Raw genomic sequence first — 16,924 nt, 5'->3', positions numbered from 1 at the left:
GGCCCGGTCACCAGACCGGGCCCCCTTCCCGCCTTCGATAGGAGGTGGCCGCTGTGGCCACCGATCTGGTCCCCGGCGTGGCGCCGGAAACGCCGAAGACCACGCGGCCACGAGCCCCGCGCGTACGGGTCCGGAGGTCGCCGGGCCGCCGCCTCGCGCTTGTCGCGCGCAACCGGTGGCTGTACCTGATGCTGCTGCCCGGCGTGGTGTACTTCCTGATCTTCAAGTACTGGCCGATGTACGGGCTGCACATCGCCTTCAAGGACTACGTGCCGTTTCTCGGGTACGCGGACAGCCCGTGGGTCGGCCTGAAGCACTTCGAGTCGTTCTTCGGCGGCCCGGACTTCGGCCGCCTGATGGCCAACACGCTGATCCTGGCGCTGCTCACCGTGGTCTTCGTCTTCCCCGCGCCGATCGTGGTGGCGCTCATGCTGAACGAGCTGCGCGTCCGGATCGTAAAGCGCTCGGTCCAGTCGCTGATCTACATCCCGCACTTCCTGTCGTGGACGATCGTGGCGTCGCTGACCTACCTGCTGTTCTCGGCCGACTTCGGTGTGCTCGCCAACCTCATCCACGACATCATCGGCGGCCAGAAGGCGGACTACGTGGCCCAGGCCGACTGGTTTCGGCCGATCATCGTGCTCCAGCTGCTGTGGAAGCAGACCGGCTGGGGGACGATCATCTACCTGGCCGCACTGGCCAGTGTAGACACACAACTGTACGAGGCGGCCCGGGTCGACGGCGCCGGACGCTGGCGCCAGCTCTGGCACATCACGCTGCCCGCGATCCGGCCGGCGATCGTGGTGATGGCCATCCTGACCTCGGGCAACCTGCTGGACAGCGGGTTCGAACAGATCTGGCTGATGACGACCTCGCTCAACCGCTCGACCGCGGACGTCTTCGACACGTTCGTGTACTACGTCGGCATCACGCAGGGTGCCTTCAGCTACTCCACCGCGGTCGGCCTCTTCAAGGGCGTGGTCGGTGTGTTCCTGATCGTCGGCTCGAACTGGCTGGCCAAGCGCCTCGGCGAGCGCGGACTGTACTGAGAGGCGACTGACATGGCACTCGACAAGGTCGCCCGCAAGGCAACCGGCAAGCGCTCATCGGTGCGGCACTACGACTCGCTCGGCAGCCGGGTCTTCGACGTCCTGAACGTCCTCGTCCTGCTGTCGCTCGCGGCCATCACCGTGCTGCCGCTGCTCTACGTCTTCGCGGGCTCGTTCGCCTCCGAATCCGAGATCGACGCCCGGCCGTTCTTCCTGTGGCCGGAGAAGTTCGTCACCGACGCGTACGAATTCATGTTCTCGGGCGACGTGTTCATCCGCGCGCTGCTCACCACCATCGGCGTGACCGCCGTCGGCACGGTGGTCCAGGTGGCGCTCACGCTCACGATGGCGTACCCGCTGTCGAAGCGGAACCTGCCGGGCCGCACCTTCTTCATCAACCTGGTCCTCTTTACGCTGATCTTCACCGGCGGCATGATCCCGACCTACCTGGTGGTGCGCGAGGTCGGGCTGCTCGACAGCTACTGGGCGCTGATCCTGCCGCTGGCCATCAACCCGTTCTACCTCCTCATCGTCAAGGCGTTCTTCCAGGAGCTGCCGGAGGCGCTCGAGGAGGCGGCGCGGATCGACGGCTGCAACGAGCTCCAGGTCTTCTGGCGGATCGTGCTGCCGCTGTCCAAGCCGGTCATCGCGACGTTCTCGCTGTTCTACGCGGTCGCGATCTGGAACGACTACATGTCGCCGCTGCTCTACATCAACGACGAGAACAAGTGGACGCTCCAGGTGCTGGTCCGCCAGCTCACCGCGCCCAACTCGGACTCGGAGAACGTGTTGAACCAGCAGGCTTCCGCGGCCTTCCCGCTACAGGGCCTGAAGTTCGCCGTCATCGTGCTGGCGACGGTGCCGATCCTGCTGGTGTACCCGTTCCTGCAAAAGCACTTCGCCAAGGGTGTCCTCATTGGATCGGTGAAGGAGTGACCCGCCTGGGTTGGCTCGACGGTCCCAGGCGGCAGGGCGTCACCTGGGGACTGCCTTGGCTCCGCGGCACGGTCGCCGCGGATACCCCGTTCGCGCTGGCCGACGGCACGCCGCTGCAAAGCTGGACCGCGGCCACCTGGCCGGACGGCTCGGTCAAGTGGTCGGCGCACGCGATCGGCCGGCAGCAGGACCCCGCCGCGTCGTACGAGGTGGTGGCCGGACGCGCCCCGGACCCACCCGCCGAGCCGGTCACGGTGGTGGCGTCGGACGACGAGCTCCGGGTCGGCACCGGGCCGGTGACGTGGACGCTGCGCCGCCCGCACCTGATCGCGTCGATCGAGTACGGCGGCCGGCAGGTCGTGCGGGCGGCGCGGCTGGTGAGCCTGCGGCAGCACCGGCCCGACGAAGACGGTTCCCGCAACCGCCACCAGATCACCGCCGAGGTCGAGCGGATCACGGTCGAGCAGGACGGTCCGGTGCGTGCCGTCGTACGGCTGGAAGGACACCACGGCGGCTGGTTGCCGTTCAGCGTCCGGTTGTACTTCTACGCCGGCGCCCCGGACGTACGCGTCGTGCACACCTTCGTCTGGGACGGCGATCCCGAGCGGGACTTCCTCGCCGGGCTCGGGCTGAGCGCCGACGTGGTGATGCGCGACGACCCGCACGACCGGCACGTCCGGCTCGCCGGACCGGAGGGATTCCTCACCGAGGCGGTCCGCGGCCTGACCGGTCTGCGCCGCGACCCGGGCGCTGCCGTGCGGCGCCGGCAGGTCGCCGGCCACGCGGTCGGCGACATCGCCGATCCCGCCGTCTCCGGGCGGCTGCATCTGATTCCACAGTGGAACGACTACACCCTCGACCAGACCAGCGCCGACGGCTTCCTGCTACGCAAGCGGACGGCGCCCGGCCACGCCTGGGTCACCATCCCGTCGGGTACCCGGTCGGCGGGATACGGATACGTCGGTGGCGCGACCGGAGGCGGTCTCGGGTTCGGCCTTCGCGACTTCTGGAAGCTGCATCCGACCCGGCTCGACATCCGCGGGGCGGCGACCGGCCTGGCGACGGCGACGGTGTGGATGTGGTCGCCGACCGCCCCGGCCATGGATCTGCGCTACTGGCACGACGGCATGGGCCAGGACACCTTCGCCAAGCAGCTCGAGGGCCTCGAGATAACTTACGAGGACTACGAGCCCGGCTACGGTACCCCGCACGGGATCGCGCGGACACACGAGCTGAGCCTGCGGGTCCACGACGCGACACCGTCCAATGAGGAGCTCGCCGAGCACGCCTCGATGCTCAGCTCCCCCGGGCTGCTGACCGCCTCGCCCGAGCATCTGCGGGCCGCGAACGTCTTCGGCAGCTGGAGCCTGCCCGACGCGCGCCACAAGGACGTCGAGGAGCGCCTGGACTTCCTGTTCGATTACTACGTACGCCAACGCGAACAACGCCGCTGGTACGGGTTCTGGGACTACGGCGACGTCATGCACGAGTACGACCCCGACCGGCACACCTGGCGCTACGACGTCGGCGGATACGCCTGGGACAACTCGGAGCTCTCCCCCGATCTGTGGCTGTGGTACCAGTACCTGCGCACCGGCCGGGCCGACGTCTTCCGCTTCGCCGAGGCGATGACCCGGCACACCGGCGAGGTCGACGTCTACCACCTCGGCCGCTGGAAAGGCCTCGGCTCCCGGCACAACGTGCAGCACTGGGGGTGCAGCTGCAAGCAGCTGCGCATCTCCAACGCGGTCTACCGGCGGTTCTACTACTACCTGACCGCCGACGAGCGGACCGGTGACCTGCTCGACGAGCTCGCCTCACCGGAAGAGACGTTCGTGGTCGTCGACCCACATCGCAAGATCCGCACGGACGCCTACGTGCCCGACCCGAGCGCCCTGTCGGTCAGCCTCGGCACCGACTGGGGATCCCTCGCCGCCGCCTGGCTCACCCGGTGGGAGCGGCACGGCGACACCCGGGCACGCGACCGGCTGCTCGGCACGATGGCCGACATCGGCAAGCTGCGGCACGGCTTCCTCACCGGCCAGGCCCGGCTCGACCTGGCGACGGGCCGCTTCGACACCACATTGGACGGCGTCAGCGTCTCGCACCTGTCGGCCGTCTTCGGCCTCCCGGAGGTCATTGCCGAGCTCATCGACCTCGACCTCGACCTGCCGGAGTTCGAGCGGGCCTGGCTTGACTACTGCCGCCTCTACCTGGCACCGCCGGAGCGGCAGGAGTCCGAGGTGGGGCAGGCGCTCACGGGCATCTCACTCGTCCAGGCACACAGCCGCCTCGCCGCGTACGCCGCGGCGCGCACCGGCGACGCCGACCTGGCCGCACTCGCCTGGCGAAAGTTCGCCCTCGACGAGGGCGACCAGCTCAACAGCAACGCCCTGCAACGCCAGCCGGAGTGGACGCTGACCCGGATCGACGGCGCCCAGGTGCTGATGCCGGTCGACGAGGCCGCGTTCGTGCGCACCAACGACGCGGCGCAGTACGGGCTCGCCGCGATCCAGCTGCTCGCCCTCATCCCCCACACCCGTCCCGCCGACGCTCAGCCGGCGTAGGGGTCCACCACACATTTCGGTCCGGGTGCGAGGTACGGGATCGCCACCGCGTTGGGCGGCTGACCCGGCTCACGCTTGCTCGGGATGACCACGACCAGGGTGTTCGGCGGCAGCTTGTGCGGGTAGACCCGCGCGATGTTGTCGTTCGGCTCCGGCATGACGATGTACGAGGTGACCCCGTCCGGTGCCACCGTGCCCCGGTCCGAAACCGGGCAGTCTTCGGGGGCCGAGGGCGGCATGACGACGACCCGGTTGCCCGTGTCACGCAGCTTCCGGTTCGCCTCCACCGGACTGCTCACCCGGTTCACGGTCACCGAGACGCTCCCGTCCGGCTCGTTGGTGACCGCGTACGCCGGAGTCTGTCCCTTGTGGACGACGCTGACGGCGGCCGCGGTGACGGCGGCCATGCCCACCGCGACGCCGCCCAGGGCCAGCCGCGGACGGACCCGCCGGACCGGCGCCGGCTCCCCCGCCGGTGCCACCGCCCGGGAACGCAGTTCGTCGAGCAGAGCCTGCTGGAAGTTGGTCATTCTGGTTCCTCCTGTAGTCGCAACGCGGTGCGCAGCCGTGCCCGGGCGCGGAACAACCGCACCCTCGCCAACCCGGGCAGCATCCCCATCGCGGTCGCGGCCTCGTTCGGGGTCAGTCCCGTGACGTCGACCAGTTGGACAAGCTCGCGCTCGGTCTTGGACAGCTCGCCCAACAGCGCGCGAACGGGCCGTACCCGCTGCTCGGCGGCGATCTGGTCCTCCAGGACCGCGATGTCCTCGGCGTCCAGCAGCCGGCGTCCGGCGAACCGGGTCACCGCCTGCCGATCGGCCGCGCGCTGACGGTGGAAGCGGCGCAATGTGTTGTGTCCGATGCCGAGCAGCCACGCCAGCGGCCGTCCACGCCCTGGGTCGTACCGCGCGGCGGACTGCATGGCCGCGATGAACGTGTCGGCGACGAGGTCCGCCACGTCGTGCGGATCCCGCAGGCGACGCGCGAAGTAGCGGACCACATCCGCGTAGTGGGCCAGGTAGAACTCCTCCAGCGCCTCCCGGTCACTGCCGATGTGGCGCACCCGCTCCACGTCCAGGTCACTGGCGGCTCGGTTATCGGTCACACCTTCTCTTGCCACCAACCCCACCCGCCGTTACACCGGTTCTCCATCTCGCCAGCCAAGAGGACGCCCAGCGGTGGCCCGCCAAACTGCGGCCCGTGACCGCGGCCAGCCCGTTACCGGCCGGTAGCATATCGTCGGCATATCGAAAACCACATACGTAGCGGCAACACGCGGCTGCCTTGACTGGAGGGCATGCCCTTCAGCGAACCGGCGCGAACAGCGGTCCGCCGCACCCGAACGCTGGCGCCCTCGCCCACCCCGGTCGCCCCGACAACGGGGATCACGATTTATGGATGCGGGCAGGACGAGGCCGTCTTGTTTCGGGAGATGGCGCCTCGCTTCGGCATCATGCCGGCGATCACCGAGGCGGCAGTATCCGAGGCCAACGTCGAGCTGGCACGAGGAAATCGGTGCGTCAGCGTCGGTCACAAGACTCAAATCACCAACTCCACTCTCCTTGCGCTCAGCCGGGCCGGCGTAGCCTACATCTCCACGAGAAGCATCGGGTACAACCACATCGACGTGACGTACGCGCGGAGCGTCGGCATTTTCGTCGAGAACGTGTCCTACTCGCCCGACAGCGTGGCCGACTACACGCTGATGCTGATGCTGATGGCGGTGCGCAGCGCGAAGTCCATCGTGCTCCGTGCCGAGGTTCACGACTACAGGCTCAACGAGGTGCGCGGTAAGGAGCTGCGCGACCTGACGGTCGGGGTCGTCGGAACGGGTCGCATCGGCACCGCGGTCATGGACAGGCTGCGCGGTTTCGGCTGCCGAATATTGGCGTACGACAGTCAACCCAAGGCGTCCGTGGACTACGTCTCCCTGGACGAACTGCTACGGCAGAGCGACATCGTCACGCTCCATACACCGCTCAGCGCGGATACACACCATCTCCTGGACCGCCGGCGGATCGACCGGATGAAACGCGGGGCGTTCGTCGTCAACACCGGCCGCGGTTCCCTTCTCGACACCGAGGCGCTCATCTCCGCGTTGGAGAGCGGCAAGCTGGGCGGTGCGGCGCTGGACGTCCTCGAGGGAGAGGAAGGGATCTTCTACGCCGACTGTAGAGACAAGCCCATCGACAGCAAGGCGCTGTTGCGCCTGCAAAAGCTGCCGAATGTGCTCATCAGTCCGCACACCGCCTACTACACAGACCACGCCCTGCGCGACACCGTCGAAAATTCCATCGTCAATTGCCTGAGATTTGAGAGCAGAAGCCAGCATGGATAGGTTGAAAATCGGGGTCATGTTCGGGGGCTGTTCCGAAGAGCACCCTATCTCCATCAAATCCGCGCAAGAGGTCGCCAGCAGCCTCGACACCGAGAAGTACGAACCGTACTACATCGGGATTACGAGGAACGGTGCCTGGAACCTTTGTGACGGCCCTGGCCCAGATTGGGAGAGCGGCAACTGCCGTCCGGCCGTGCTGTCACCGGACAGAAGCGTCCAAGGACTGCTCGTCCTGGAGGACGGAAAATACGAAACGATCAGTCTGGACCTGGTGCTGCCCGTCCTGCACGGCAAGCTCGGCGAGGACGGCGCGACGCAGGGTTTGCTGGAGCTCTCCGGCATCCCCTACGTGGGCTGCGACGTCCAAGGCTCCGTCCTGTGCATGGACAAGTCCCTCGCCTACGTCGTCGCGCGAAACGCGGGAATCGCCACGCCGAACTTCTGGATCGTCACGGCGAACGAGAGCATCGATCCCGACCTGCTCACCTATCCGGTCTTCGTAAAGCCGGCCCGTTCGGGTTCGTCCTTCGGCGTCAGCAAGGTAACTCGCCGGGAAGAGCTGTCGAGTGCGCTGGAAACCGCGCGGCGGTACGACTCGAAGGTGCTGATCGAAGAAGCCGTCGTCGGCAGCGAGGTCGGGTGCGCCATCCTGGGGAACGATCTGGAGCTGATCGCCGGCGAGGTGGATCGAATCGCCCTGTCCCATGGCTTCTTCAGGATCCATCAGGAGAGCGAGCCCGAGACCGGTTCCGAAAACTCGACGCCCATCGTCCCCGCGGACATTCCGGCGGAGTCGCGCCTCCTCGTCCAGGAGACCGCGAAGGCCATCTACCGCGCCCTGGGATGCAGGGGGCTCTCGCGGGTGGACATGTTCCTCAAGGAGGATGGCACGGTCGTCCTCAACGAGGTCAACACCATGCCCGGGATGACCTCGTACAGCCGCTATCCGAGGATGATGGCGGCCGCCGGACTGCCCCTCACCGACGTGATCGACCGGTTGGTGTCGCTGACACTGACAGGAAAACTTCGATGAGGGATGACTTCGCTTTCGTGGACGAGCTTGTGCCCGGGATACGTTGGGACGCCAAGTACGCCACGTGGGACAACTTCACCGGCAAACCGGTGGACGGATACCTGGCAAATCGCATCGTCGGCACAAGGGCGCTGTGTACCGCCCTGGAAAAGGCACGGGACAAGGCCGAGTCTCTCGGCTTCGGCCTGCTGCTCTGGGACGGGTATCGACCGCAACGCGCCGTGGATCGCTTTGTGCGCTGGTCAAAGCAGCCGGAGGATGGCCGGACGAAGCTACGACACTATCCGAACATCGACCGACCCGAGATGTTCGAAAGAGGGTACGTGGCCGCCAAGTCCGGCCACAGTCGGGGCAGCACCGTCGACCTGACCCTCTATCACTTGGAGACCGACGAACTCGCTCACATGGGCGGCGACCATGATCTGATGGATTTGATCTCACATCACGGCGCCGAAAGGATCGCCCAGGCCGAAGCGACGAACCGGCAACACCTCCGCTCCATCATGGAGACGTGCGGCTTCATCCCGTACGAATGCGAGTGGTGGCACTACACCTTGAAAGACGAGCCGTACCCGGACACGTATTTCGACTTTCCCATCGCGTAGTTCGCCGCTCACATATCGTCTGCCTATCGAAAACGGCGTACGCGCTGGCAACACCGCGTTGCCTTGACTGGTGGCATGAGTGAAACCACATCACCACAAAGCCTTCGGGCCGCCCTCCGCGGCGGCGTGACCGTCTTCGACGACTGGTATCCCGGGGTAGCCAATCTCCACCCTGAGCTGCTCCGGGCCGTGCGCGCGGCGGCCACGGACGCCGCCGCCGACGGCATCGAGTTCTACGTCAACAGCGGTTGGCGTTCCCCGGAGTACCAGAACGAGCTTCTCCGGGAGGCGGTCTGGAAGTACGGCTCGGAGGAGGAGGCCGCCCGATGGGTCGCCACCGCGGACACGTCGGCTCACGTGTCCGGCGACGCGATCGACATCGGGCCCTCCGACGCCGCGGCGTGGCTGTCGCGGCACGGCGCCCGGTACGGGCTGTGCCAGATCTACCGCAACGAGCCCTGGCACTACGAACTGCGCCCCGAGGCGGTCGACCGCGGCTGCCCGCCCATGTACGCCGACCCCACACACGATCCGAGGATGCGGCGATGATCGATACTGTGCCCCAATGGACCGTGCACAGCTCACCGCCGAGATGGTGGTCGACGGTCGTGTCCCGCGGGCGTTGGCGCTGTCGCCGGACGGCAAGTGGGTCGCCTACGTGGTCGCCCCGGTCGGGCAGGCGGGTGTTCACCCGGTCAGCGAGCTCTGGGCCGCCGCCGCCGACGGGACCGCTCCCCCGCGGCGACTGACCTCGGGCGAGGCATACGATTCGGCGCCGCGGTGGACCGGGGATTCGACGGCACTCTACTTCCTGTCCGACCGGGCCGAGCGTGGCACGGCGCAGCTGCACCGGGTCGGGCTGTTCGACGGCGTCGTGCGGGCGGTCACGTCCTGGGCCGGCGGGGTGTCCGGACACCTCCCGCTCGCCGATCCGGACCTTGTCGTGGTGATCGCCCCCGACCCACCGTCCGATGAGGACAGGCGTCGGGAGCGCGAGCGTGACGACGCGCGGGTGTGGGGTGAACGCGTCCGCCCGGACCGGCTGCGACTGCTCGACGTACGCGGCGGCGAGGTCCGGACGCCGGACGCGTTCGGCGATCGCCATGTCGTCGAGGTCGTGCGGCGGCCCGGCGACGGGATCCTGGCGGCACTGACCTGGTCGACCCCGGACGTGGATCCCGGCCTCGTGGAGCCGGCTCTGCACCTGCTCGACTCGCACACCGGCGTGACGCGCGACCTCGGGCCGGCCGCGGCGGGCGCGTCGTCGCTCGTCTGGTGGCCCGCCCGCGACGGCTGGCACCTGGCATATCTCGCGAAGACCCCACCCGCTCTGGTAGGCGGACACGCGGTGCTCGACGTCGCGGTACCGGCGAGCGGGCCGGCCGGTGGCCACCGCAACCTGACCGCCGGCATGACCGCCTGCCCGAGCGACCTGGTGCAGGTCGACACCGGCCCGCCGCTGGTGCTGGTCGCCGACGGGCTCGACACGGCGATCCACCGGCTCGATCCGGCCGGGCCCAACCTCGTCGAGGTGTCCCGGATGGACGGCCTCGCGACGTCGTTGACCACAAACCGCGACGGTGCCGCCATCGCGGCGGTGGTGAGCACGTCCTACGAGCCCGGAAACGTCCACGCCGGCCCCACGAGCGGGCCGCTGGCGAGGCTGACCGACCTCGGGCCCGAGCTGCGCGACGTGCGGTGGGGTGTCCAGGAACGCCTGTCGTACAAGGCGTTCGACGGACTGGCTCTCGACGGCCTGCTGATCCTGCCCGCCGGCCGGTCCCGCGCGGACGGGCCCTTTCCACTGGTGACCATCGTCCACGGCGGCCCGTACGACCGGCACGCCGACCGGCTCATGCTCAATTGGCACCCGTCTGGCCAGTGGCTGGCGACCGCGGGCTACGCCGTGTTTCTGCCCAACCCGCGCGGCGGCCGGGGCCACGGTCACGACTTCGCGGTGCGCGTCGCCGGCGCGGTCGGCCTGGACGAGTGGACTGACATCCGCGCCGGCATCGACATGCTCGTCGCCTCGGGCGTCGCCGACCCGGACCGGCTGGGCATCGGCGGCTGGAGCCACGGCGGTTTCATGGCCGCGTGGGCGGTCGGGCAGACCGACCGGTTCAAGGCCGCCGTCATGGGCGCCGGGATCAGCGACTGGGGCATGCTCGCCGCGACCGGGGAGGAGGGGCGCTTCGAGTCCGCTCTCGGCGGCAGCAGCGGCTGGGAAGGAACCGGCCCGCACCGCCACGACCGGCTCAGCCCGATCTCGTACGCCTCCAGGGTCCGCACACCGGTGCTGATCCTGCACGGCGAGAACGACACGAACGTCCCGGTATCACAGGCGGAGTTCTTCTACCGCGCGCTGCGCGGCTTCGGTGTCGAGCACACCTACGTCGTCTATCCCCGGGAGGGTCATTCGATCCGCGAACGCAACCACCAACTCGACGTGCTCCGCCGCACCCGCGCCTGGTTCGACCGGTGGCTCGGATGAACCGCGCCTCACACGTGGCCCACTGAGTCGATCCTGGTGACCTGAAGCCCCCACGGGTCGACAGGGGTGTCGCCGAACGGCATCACGAACGTGTACCAGTCGCCTTCGATCTTTTCGAAGATCTCGCCCTCGTCCCAGATGTGGTCGGTCGGCGATACCCCAGGGCACCAGGCCAGCCCGGATCCGACCGCCATGGCCGGTTCACGCACGCTGTAGAGCGTGCAACCGTCCATGTAGAACCGAGAGCGGAACCGGTAGGGCCCGACGCGGGTGTCGTCGTTCGTCGAGGCGCGATCGGCGAGCTGCTCCAGATCCGCCCGGTAGTGGGCGAACGTGGCCTTGCCGACGAGGTCACCCGAGGCTGTCCACCAGCTCACGACGAGCACGAACGGAAACACCGCGAGCGGCCACAGCCGCCACCGCGAATCGGGAGGGTCGCGACGCCACCACCTGACCCCGATCACCGCCCACGCGACCCCGACGATCGTCCAGCACCACAGCGCTCCGACGACGAAGTCGTAGTAGCCGCCGGGCACGCACACGCCGTACAGCATCAGGCTGGCCGGCAACACCGCGGCCGCCGCGACACACAGAGACGCCCCTCGCCACTTCACGCTTCATAAGACGCCCCCGGCCACACTTTGGTGTACCAGTCGATTGTGGAGTGTTTGTGAAAGCTTGCCGGTCACTAACGCAGGGTGCGTTGCATGAGCGCTGTGTCGATCCAGCGGCCGTGCTTGTGGCCCACGCCGCTCAGCCTGCCCACGTCGGCGAAGCCGAGGCGGCGGTGCAGGGCGGCGGAGGCGTCGCTGCCGGTGTCGGCTATGACGGCGATGACCTGCCGGACGCCGGCGTGTGCGCAGTCCTGAAGCAGCCGCTCCAGCAGGGCGCGTCCCACTCCGCGACCGGTCCAGCCCGGCGCGAGGTAGATCGTGTCCTCGACGGTGTAGCGGTAGGCCGGCTTCGGCCGCCAGGGGCTGGCGTAGGCGTACCCGACGGTTTCGCCGCCGATCCTCGCCACGAGGAACGGCAGGCCCTGCCCGGACAGGTCCGCCATCCGCTGCCGCCAGTATTCGACCGTCGGCGGCACCTGCTCGAACGTGGCGACCGTGTCGGTGACGTAGTGGGCGTAGATCGTGGTGACGGTCTCCAGGTCGGCGGGCGTCGCCGGTGCGACGGTCAGGTCCGTGGGCATGGCTTCCATCCGATTTCGCTATCGTGAAACGTCTGGCTATTATAGCGAAATGACGGATCTTGTCGAACTCGGCCGCCGCATCCAGGCGGCCCGGCTCGATCGCGCGTTGACGCTTCAGGCGCTGGCGGAGGCGGCCTCGGTCAGCGTCAGCATGCTCTCCTCCGTCGAACGTGGACAGAAAGCACCCACGATCGTCGTGCTCGCCCGCATCGCCGACGGGCTCGGCGTGCCGTTGACCGAGCTCGTCGCCGCCGACGGGCCGCGCGTAGTCGTGCGACGCGCGGCCGAGCAGGACGTCGTCGACGAGCCAGGCGGCTGGCAGCGCACGATCCTCACGCCGGTCGTGCCGGGGGTGAACTTCGAGTGGATCCGCTCCACGCTGCCGCCTGGCCGCGACGCGGGCGAGTTTCCGGCCTACGCACCGGGGTCGCACGAGTTCGTCGTCGTGCAGTCAGGCACCTTGCGGCTGACCGTCGGCGACACGTCGCTGACACTGTCGCCGGGCGACTCGGTCTACTTCGCCGCCGACGTCCCGCACAGCTACGCCAACCCGGACACCGTCGCCTGCACCTACTACGTCGCGGCGCTCGTCATGCGGCCGCGCCGCCCGCGGCAGGCCTGAGTCAGCGGCGAACCCGCACGGTCGTCCGGAGCGCGGTGGCCGCCGCGGCGCCGAGGGCGACCGTGCCGGCGAGTAGGAAGCCGGCCGCGAAGCCGGACCACCGCGCGGTGACGACCAGGACGGCGATGCCGATCGCGGTGCCGATCTGCGCGGCGGCGTTCAGCAAGCCGCCGATCAGCCCGGACGTGGCGTCGTCCGCGTCCGCGGTGCCGTGCTCGGTGGAGGCGACCGACGCGACGCCGAGCCCGAGCCCGGAGAGGGCAAGCCCGGCCAGGTACGCGCCGAAGTGTTCCTCGCTCGCGGCGACCACCTCGCAGAGCATGGCCACGACGACGACGGCGAGGCCGACCGTGAGGGACCGCACCGCGGTGAGGCGCCGCAGCAGGGAAGGCGCGGCGGTCGATCCCAGCACCACGCTGAGGCTGAACAGCAGGAAGCTCGCCCCGGTCGCGCCGGCCGACATGCCGAGGTCGTCCTGGAGGAACAGCGAACCGATGACGTTCGCCCCGCTGGTCGTGGCGGTCAGCACCATCGCGGTCCAGGCACCGAGCCGGAAAGAGCGCATCGACCAGAGCGCCGGCGGCACCAGCGGTGTGCGCGCCCGCCTTTCGGCGGCGACGAAGAGCAGGCCGGCGGCGGGTGCCAGCACGAGGGGAAGCCACGACCAGACGCTGGCCGGCCCACGTGCCTCCATCCGGTTGAACCCCAGGATGAGCAGCAGGACGGCCGCGGTGCACAACAGCGCACCGGTGATGTTGAGCGAGCCGCGCTCGGCACGGCGCGGCGGCACCGCGGCGAGGGCCACCGGCGCGGCCAGCACGGCGGCGAGCGCGAGCGGCCCGATCGCCGCGAAGAGCCAGCGCCAGCCGGCCAGCTGGGTGACGAGGCCGCCGATGACGAACCCTGAGGCGCCGCCCACCGCGCCGGCCATGGTCCACAGTCCGAGCGCGCGGCTGCGCAGCCGTCCGGGCGGCAGGGTCGCCAGCAGCAGCGCGAGCGCGGCCGGGACGGCGACGGCCGCGCCCAGCCCTTGCAGGCCCCGCCCGGCGATGAGCCACGCCGCGTCGCCGGCGACCGCGCATATCAGCGACCCGCCCGCCACCGTGGCGCTGCCCAGCATGAAAATGGCCCGCCGGCCGACCATGTCCGCGGCGCGGCCGCCGAGGACCAGGAACGCACCGAAGATCAACGCGTAGATCGACGCCACCCAGGACAGGTCGCCATCGCTCAGCCGCAGATCGTGCTGGATGGCCGGCAGCGCCACGATCACGATCGTGACACCCGCGACGTCGACGAACTGGGCGGTGCACACCAGCGCCAGCACCGCGTTGTCACGGCGGCCGCCCACCATCTCCATCAGACTTATCCCGCTCATCTGAGCCCGGCGCCACTGTGCCGCCCCGCTGTCCGGATGGTACCGGTCTGGCGGGCGCGCCGCCGGTATGGCAGGCCGTTCAGCAGCACGTGGCAGACGTCGCCGCCGGGGTCGCGGACGGCGCCGAGGCTGACCCGCCGGCTGCCGGCGTGCGAGCGCCACGGGGGTGCCGCGTCCGGCGCCGCGGGAGTGGCCCAGACGTCCGCCGCGACGGGTTCGAGGGCCAGCTCGCGGTCGGTCGCGGTGACCAGGAGCCGGTCGCCGCGCGTCCGGAGGAGCAGCCCGGCCCCGCTCGCCGGCCGCTCGAAAACGCCGTCCGGCGGTCCCGCGCCGTCCGGCCAGCCGGTGGTGCGCCGCCAGTCGGCCGCGCCGGCCCCGAGCGCGGCGAGGATCGTGTCGATGGCCCGGTAGCGCGGGTCGCGCAGCTCGTCGCCGCGGTTGTCCGCCCAGACCAGGCCGATGCCGGCGGCGGGTACGCAGATCAGCTTGCACCACATGCCGTCGTAGAAGCCCTCGTGGCCGAAGCGGGCGGCGGCGGGGTCGCGCGGTCCGATGTAGAAGCCGAGGCCGTACCGCAGGTCGATGTCGAGCCGTACGTCCGCGTGTGGACGGTGCGCCTCTTCCAGCAGCCGCGGGCTGACGAGGCTGCCCGTGGCGCACCGGCCGCCGGCGATGTGCATGGCGCCGAACCGGGCCATGTCCTCCACTGTGGACCAGCACTGCGAGGAGGGTGCGTGTTTGGCGGCCACCCACGGCGCGTGCGCCAGCCGGAGGGCGCCGTCGCGGTCGACGTGGTGCTGGAGCAGCGGGTAGGTCATCGCGACCGCCGGATCGTGCGTAGTGCGCGTCATGCCGAGCGGTTCCGCCACGCGTTCCCGGAACAGGTCGTGGAACGCCCGCTGCCCGCGGACCTCGGCCACGTGGCCGGCCACCGTGAACCCCAGGTTGCTGTACGAGTAGACCTGCCCGGGAGCGCCGACCAGCGGGGTACGCGCCGGCTCGGCGTGTGCCGCTTCGCCGATCGCCCCGGGGTCTCGCCCGCACCCGTCATGCGTGACGGCGTCGGGGATGAACCCGGCCTGGTGGCTGAGCAGGTGCCGCAGGGTCACCCGCGCGGTGCCGCCGTCCCCACGCAGCCGAAACCGTGGCAGCGTCTCGACGACCGGTTCGTCCAGGTCGACCACGCCCTCACCGGCCAGCTGCACGATCAGCGTGGCGGTCAGGCTCTTGGTCACCGAGTAGACGCGAAACAGCGTGTCCGGACGCATCGGCGCGGACGGCTCCTCGACGCTGCGCTGTCCACGCGCGACTGTCGCCAGTGGACCGCTCGGGTCGAAAGTCGCGACCGCCACACCCGGCACCCGGTGCCGAGCCCGAAAGTCGTCGACCACCTCGGCGAGTGCGCGTTCGTCGATCACGACGCCACCTCCTCGGCCACCTTCGTCGCACGGTGCGTGCCGGTCACGTCGCGCAGGGCCGCGGTGACCGCGTCGGCGAGGTACTCCACCTGCCAGTCCCGCATGGCCGGGTACATCGGCAGGTTGACGAGCTCGTTGAACCACACCCGCTCGGCGACCGGCGCCTGCCCGTACGCGCCGCCGTGAAAGCGCCACTCGGGCAGCAGGTGCAGCGGGAAGTACCTGAGGATGATCTCCACTCCGTACTCGTGGTGCAGCCGCCGGACCAGCTCGTCCCGCTGTCCCGTCGGGGCGTTCTCGAGGCGGAACGTGTAGAGGTGGTACGAGTGCTCGCGGCCCGGCAGGTCCTCGTGCACCCGCACGCCGGGCAGGCGGGACAGCCGTTCGTTGAGGTATCCGGCGATCGCCCGGCGCCGCTCGACGAACCGGGGCAGCTTGTGCAGCTGTGTACGCCCCACCGCGGCCGCCGGCTCGCTCATGATGGCGTTGCTGCCGCCCGCGCGTACGGCGGTGCAGTCGTGCGTGTACGCGTTCTTGCAGTGCCGTTCCGGATCGTCCACACCCGGTGGCTGGCACGGGCCGAACGTCGCTTGTGCGGCGCTGGGCGCGAAGTCGGCGTCGGGCTCGATCGCCCCGATCCGGCGCAGGCGGCTGTCCCACCCGCCGTCGGCGGTGGTGACCATGCCGCCCTGGCCCAGCGTCGACATGTTCTTCAGGCTGTGGAAGCTCCAGCACCCGATGTCGCCGACCGTGCCGGCGTGCCGGCCACGGTAGCGGGTGCCGAGGGCGTGCGCGCAGTCCTCGACGAGCGCGAGTCGGTGGGCGCTGGTCAGCTCTCTCAGCCCGCCGAGGTCGGCGGCCAGGCCGCCGTAGTGGGTCACGTAGACGGCGCGGGTGCGCGGGCCGATCAGCCCGGCGGCGGACGCCGGCGACAGCCCGAGCGAGTCGGCGTCGATGTCGGCGAACCGCACGGTCACCTCGCGACCGAGCAAGGGAGCCACCGTCGCCTGGAAGGTCAGCGGCGAAGCTATCACCTCGTCTCCGGGACGCAGGTCGAGCAGCTGGGTGGCCAGCTGAAGCGCCATCGTGCAGCTTGTGACGCTGACGGCGTGCGGGGCGCCGACGTACCGGGCGAACTCCGCCTCGAAGGCGGCACGCTCCACACCGGACGACAGATGCTTGTCCGAGCGGAGCAGTGCCGTCACCGCGGCGATGTCCTGCTCGTCGAACATGCTCCCCTGGCCTTGGTACGGGACGACAAAATCGTTCACGGCCTGCACTCCTCCCGGTGACGG

At 69.6% G+C, this 16,924-nt stretch carries 16 protein-coding genes; 9 read left to right on the top strand and 7 right to left on the bottom strand.

The features are described 5' to 3' along the window. Positions 1-53 precede the first annotated feature (53 nt). Genes AC5L36_RS15050 through AC5L36_RS15040 form a run of 3 tightly spaced genes read left to right on the top strand, consistent with a single transcriptional unit; the run spans position 54 to position 4,552 of the window. A complete protein-coding gene (locus tag AC5L36_RS15050; RefSeq protein ID WP_441219130.1) occupies positions 54-1,049 on the top strand; it encodes an ABC transporter permease in 996 nt (331 codons plus the stop codon). A 12-nt stretch (positions 1,050-1,061) separates the two neighbouring features. After that, positions 1,062-1,985, top strand: a complete 924-nt coding sequence (locus AC5L36_RS15045; protein ID WP_441219129.1) for a carbohydrate ABC transporter permease — start codon at positions 1,062-1,064, stop codon at positions 1,983-1,985. Further along, positions 1,982-4,552, top strand: a complete 2,571-nt coding sequence (locus tag AC5L36_RS15040) for an exo-rhamnogalacturonan lyase family protein (protein WP_441219127.1) — start codon at positions 1,982-1,984, stop codon at positions 4,550-4,552. Before AC5L36_RS15045 ends, AC5L36_RS15040 begins: the two co-directional genes overlap by 4 nt. Here AC5L36_RS15040 and AC5L36_RS15035 read toward each other — a convergent pair. Further along, positions 4,540-5,082, bottom strand: a complete 543-nt coding sequence (locus AC5L36_RS15035) for a hypothetical protein (RefSeq protein WP_441219125.1) — start codon at positions 5,080-5,082, stop codon at positions 4,540-4,542. The genes AC5L36_RS15040 and AC5L36_RS15035 overlap by 13 nt on opposite strands. Beyond that, positions 5,079-5,657, bottom strand: a complete 579-nt coding sequence (locus tag AC5L36_RS15030; protein WP_441219123.1) for an RNA polymerase sigma factor — start codon at positions 5,655-5,657, stop codon at positions 5,079-5,081. Before AC5L36_RS15030 ends, AC5L36_RS15035 begins: the two co-directional genes overlap by 4 nt. A 192-nt stretch (positions 5,658-5,849) precedes the next feature. On the opposite strand from AC5L36_RS15030, the gene vanH reads away from it, so the two are divergent. From vanH to AC5L36_RS15005, 5 genes are all read left to right on the top strand, one after another. Continuing rightward, on the top strand, positions 5,850-6,890 hold the full coding sequence (vanH, locus tag AC5L36_RS15025) for a D-lactate dehydrogenase VanH (RefSeq protein WP_441219121.1): 1,041 nt from the start codon (positions 5,850-5,852) through the stop codon (positions 6,888-6,890). Continuing rightward, positions 6,883-7,923, top strand: coding sequence for a D-alanine--(R)-lactate ligase VanA-Sc (gene vanA-Sc, locus AC5L36_RS15020; protein ID WP_441219120.1), 1,041 nt, complete (start codon positions 6,883-6,885; stop codon positions 7,921-7,923). The genes vanH and vanA-Sc overlap by 8 nt, the downstream gene beginning before the upstream one ends. Next, positions 7,920-8,528: a D-Ala-D-Ala dipeptidase VanX gene (gene vanX / locus AC5L36_RS15015; protein WP_441219118.1), complete on the top strand. Its 609-nt coding sequence runs from the start codon at positions 7,920-7,922 to the stop codon at positions 8,526-8,528. The genes vanA-Sc and vanX overlap by 4 nt, the downstream gene beginning before the upstream one ends. A 75-nt stretch (positions 8,529-8,603) precedes the next feature. Next, on the top strand, positions 8,604-9,077 hold the full coding sequence (locus AC5L36_RS15010; protein ID WP_441219116.1) for a M15 family metallopeptidase: 474 nt from the start codon (positions 8,604-8,606) through the stop codon (positions 9,075-9,077). 16 nt (positions 9,078-9,093) lie between these two features. Then, a complete protein-coding gene (locus tag AC5L36_RS15005) occupies positions 9,094-11,019 on the top strand; it encodes a S9 family peptidase (protein ID WP_441219114.1) in 1,926 nt (641 codons plus the stop codon). 8 nt (positions 11,020-11,027) lie between these two features. On the opposite strand, the gene AC5L36_RS15000 is transcribed toward AC5L36_RS15005, so the two are convergent. Both AC5L36_RS15000 and AC5L36_RS14995 read right to left on the bottom strand, forming a co-directional pair. Then, a complete protein-coding gene (locus AC5L36_RS15000; RefSeq protein ID WP_441219112.1) occupies positions 11,028-11,633 on the bottom strand; it encodes a hypothetical protein in 606 nt (201 codons plus the stop codon). A 74-nt stretch (positions 11,634-11,707) separates the two neighbouring features. Next, positions 11,708-12,214, bottom strand: coding sequence for a GNAT family N-acetyltransferase (locus AC5L36_RS14995; RefSeq protein ID WP_441219110.1), 507 nt, complete (start codon positions 12,212-12,214; stop codon positions 11,708-11,710). 49 nt (positions 12,215-12,263) lie between these two features. Here AC5L36_RS14995 and AC5L36_RS14990 point away from each other — a divergent pair, with 49 nt between their 5' ends. After that, positions 12,264-12,836 carry a helix-turn-helix domain-containing protein gene (locus AC5L36_RS14990; protein ID WP_441219108.1) on the top strand — a complete coding sequence of 191 codons (573 nt, stop codon included), beginning with the start codon at positions 12,264-12,266 and terminating at the stop codon, positions 12,834-12,836. A 1-nt stretch (position 12,837) separates the two neighbouring features. Here the strand turns inward: AC5L36_RS14990 and AC5L36_RS14985 are convergent, their stop codons facing one another. The 3 genes from AC5L36_RS14985 to AC5L36_RS14975 are packed head-to-tail and all read right to left on the bottom strand — an operon-like array spanning position 12,838 to position 16,900. Continuing rightward, positions 12,838-14,211, bottom strand: coding sequence for an MFS transporter (locus tag AC5L36_RS14985; RefSeq protein WP_441219106.1), 1,374 nt, complete (start codon positions 14,209-14,211; stop codon positions 12,838-12,840). After that, positions 14,208-15,629: a serine hydrolase domain-containing protein gene (locus AC5L36_RS14980; protein WP_441219104.1), complete on the bottom strand. Its 1,422-nt coding sequence runs from the start codon at positions 15,627-15,629 to the stop codon at positions 14,208-14,210. The genes AC5L36_RS14985 and AC5L36_RS14980 overlap by 4 nt, the downstream gene beginning before the upstream one ends. Further along, on the bottom strand, positions 15,626-16,900 hold the full coding sequence (locus tag AC5L36_RS14975) for a DegT/DnrJ/EryC1/StrS family aminotransferase (RefSeq protein ID WP_441219102.1): 1,275 nt from the start codon (positions 16,898-16,900) through the stop codon (positions 15,626-15,628). The genes AC5L36_RS14980 and AC5L36_RS14975 overlap by 4 nt, the downstream gene beginning before the upstream one ends. Between the last annotated feature and the right edge of the window lie 24 nt (positions 16,901-16,924).

Source organism: Phytohabitans sp. LZ39 (assembly GCF_059359075.1).
Note: the sequence above shows the minus strand (reverse complement) of the source record. Positions and strands in the feature narration are given on the sequence as shown.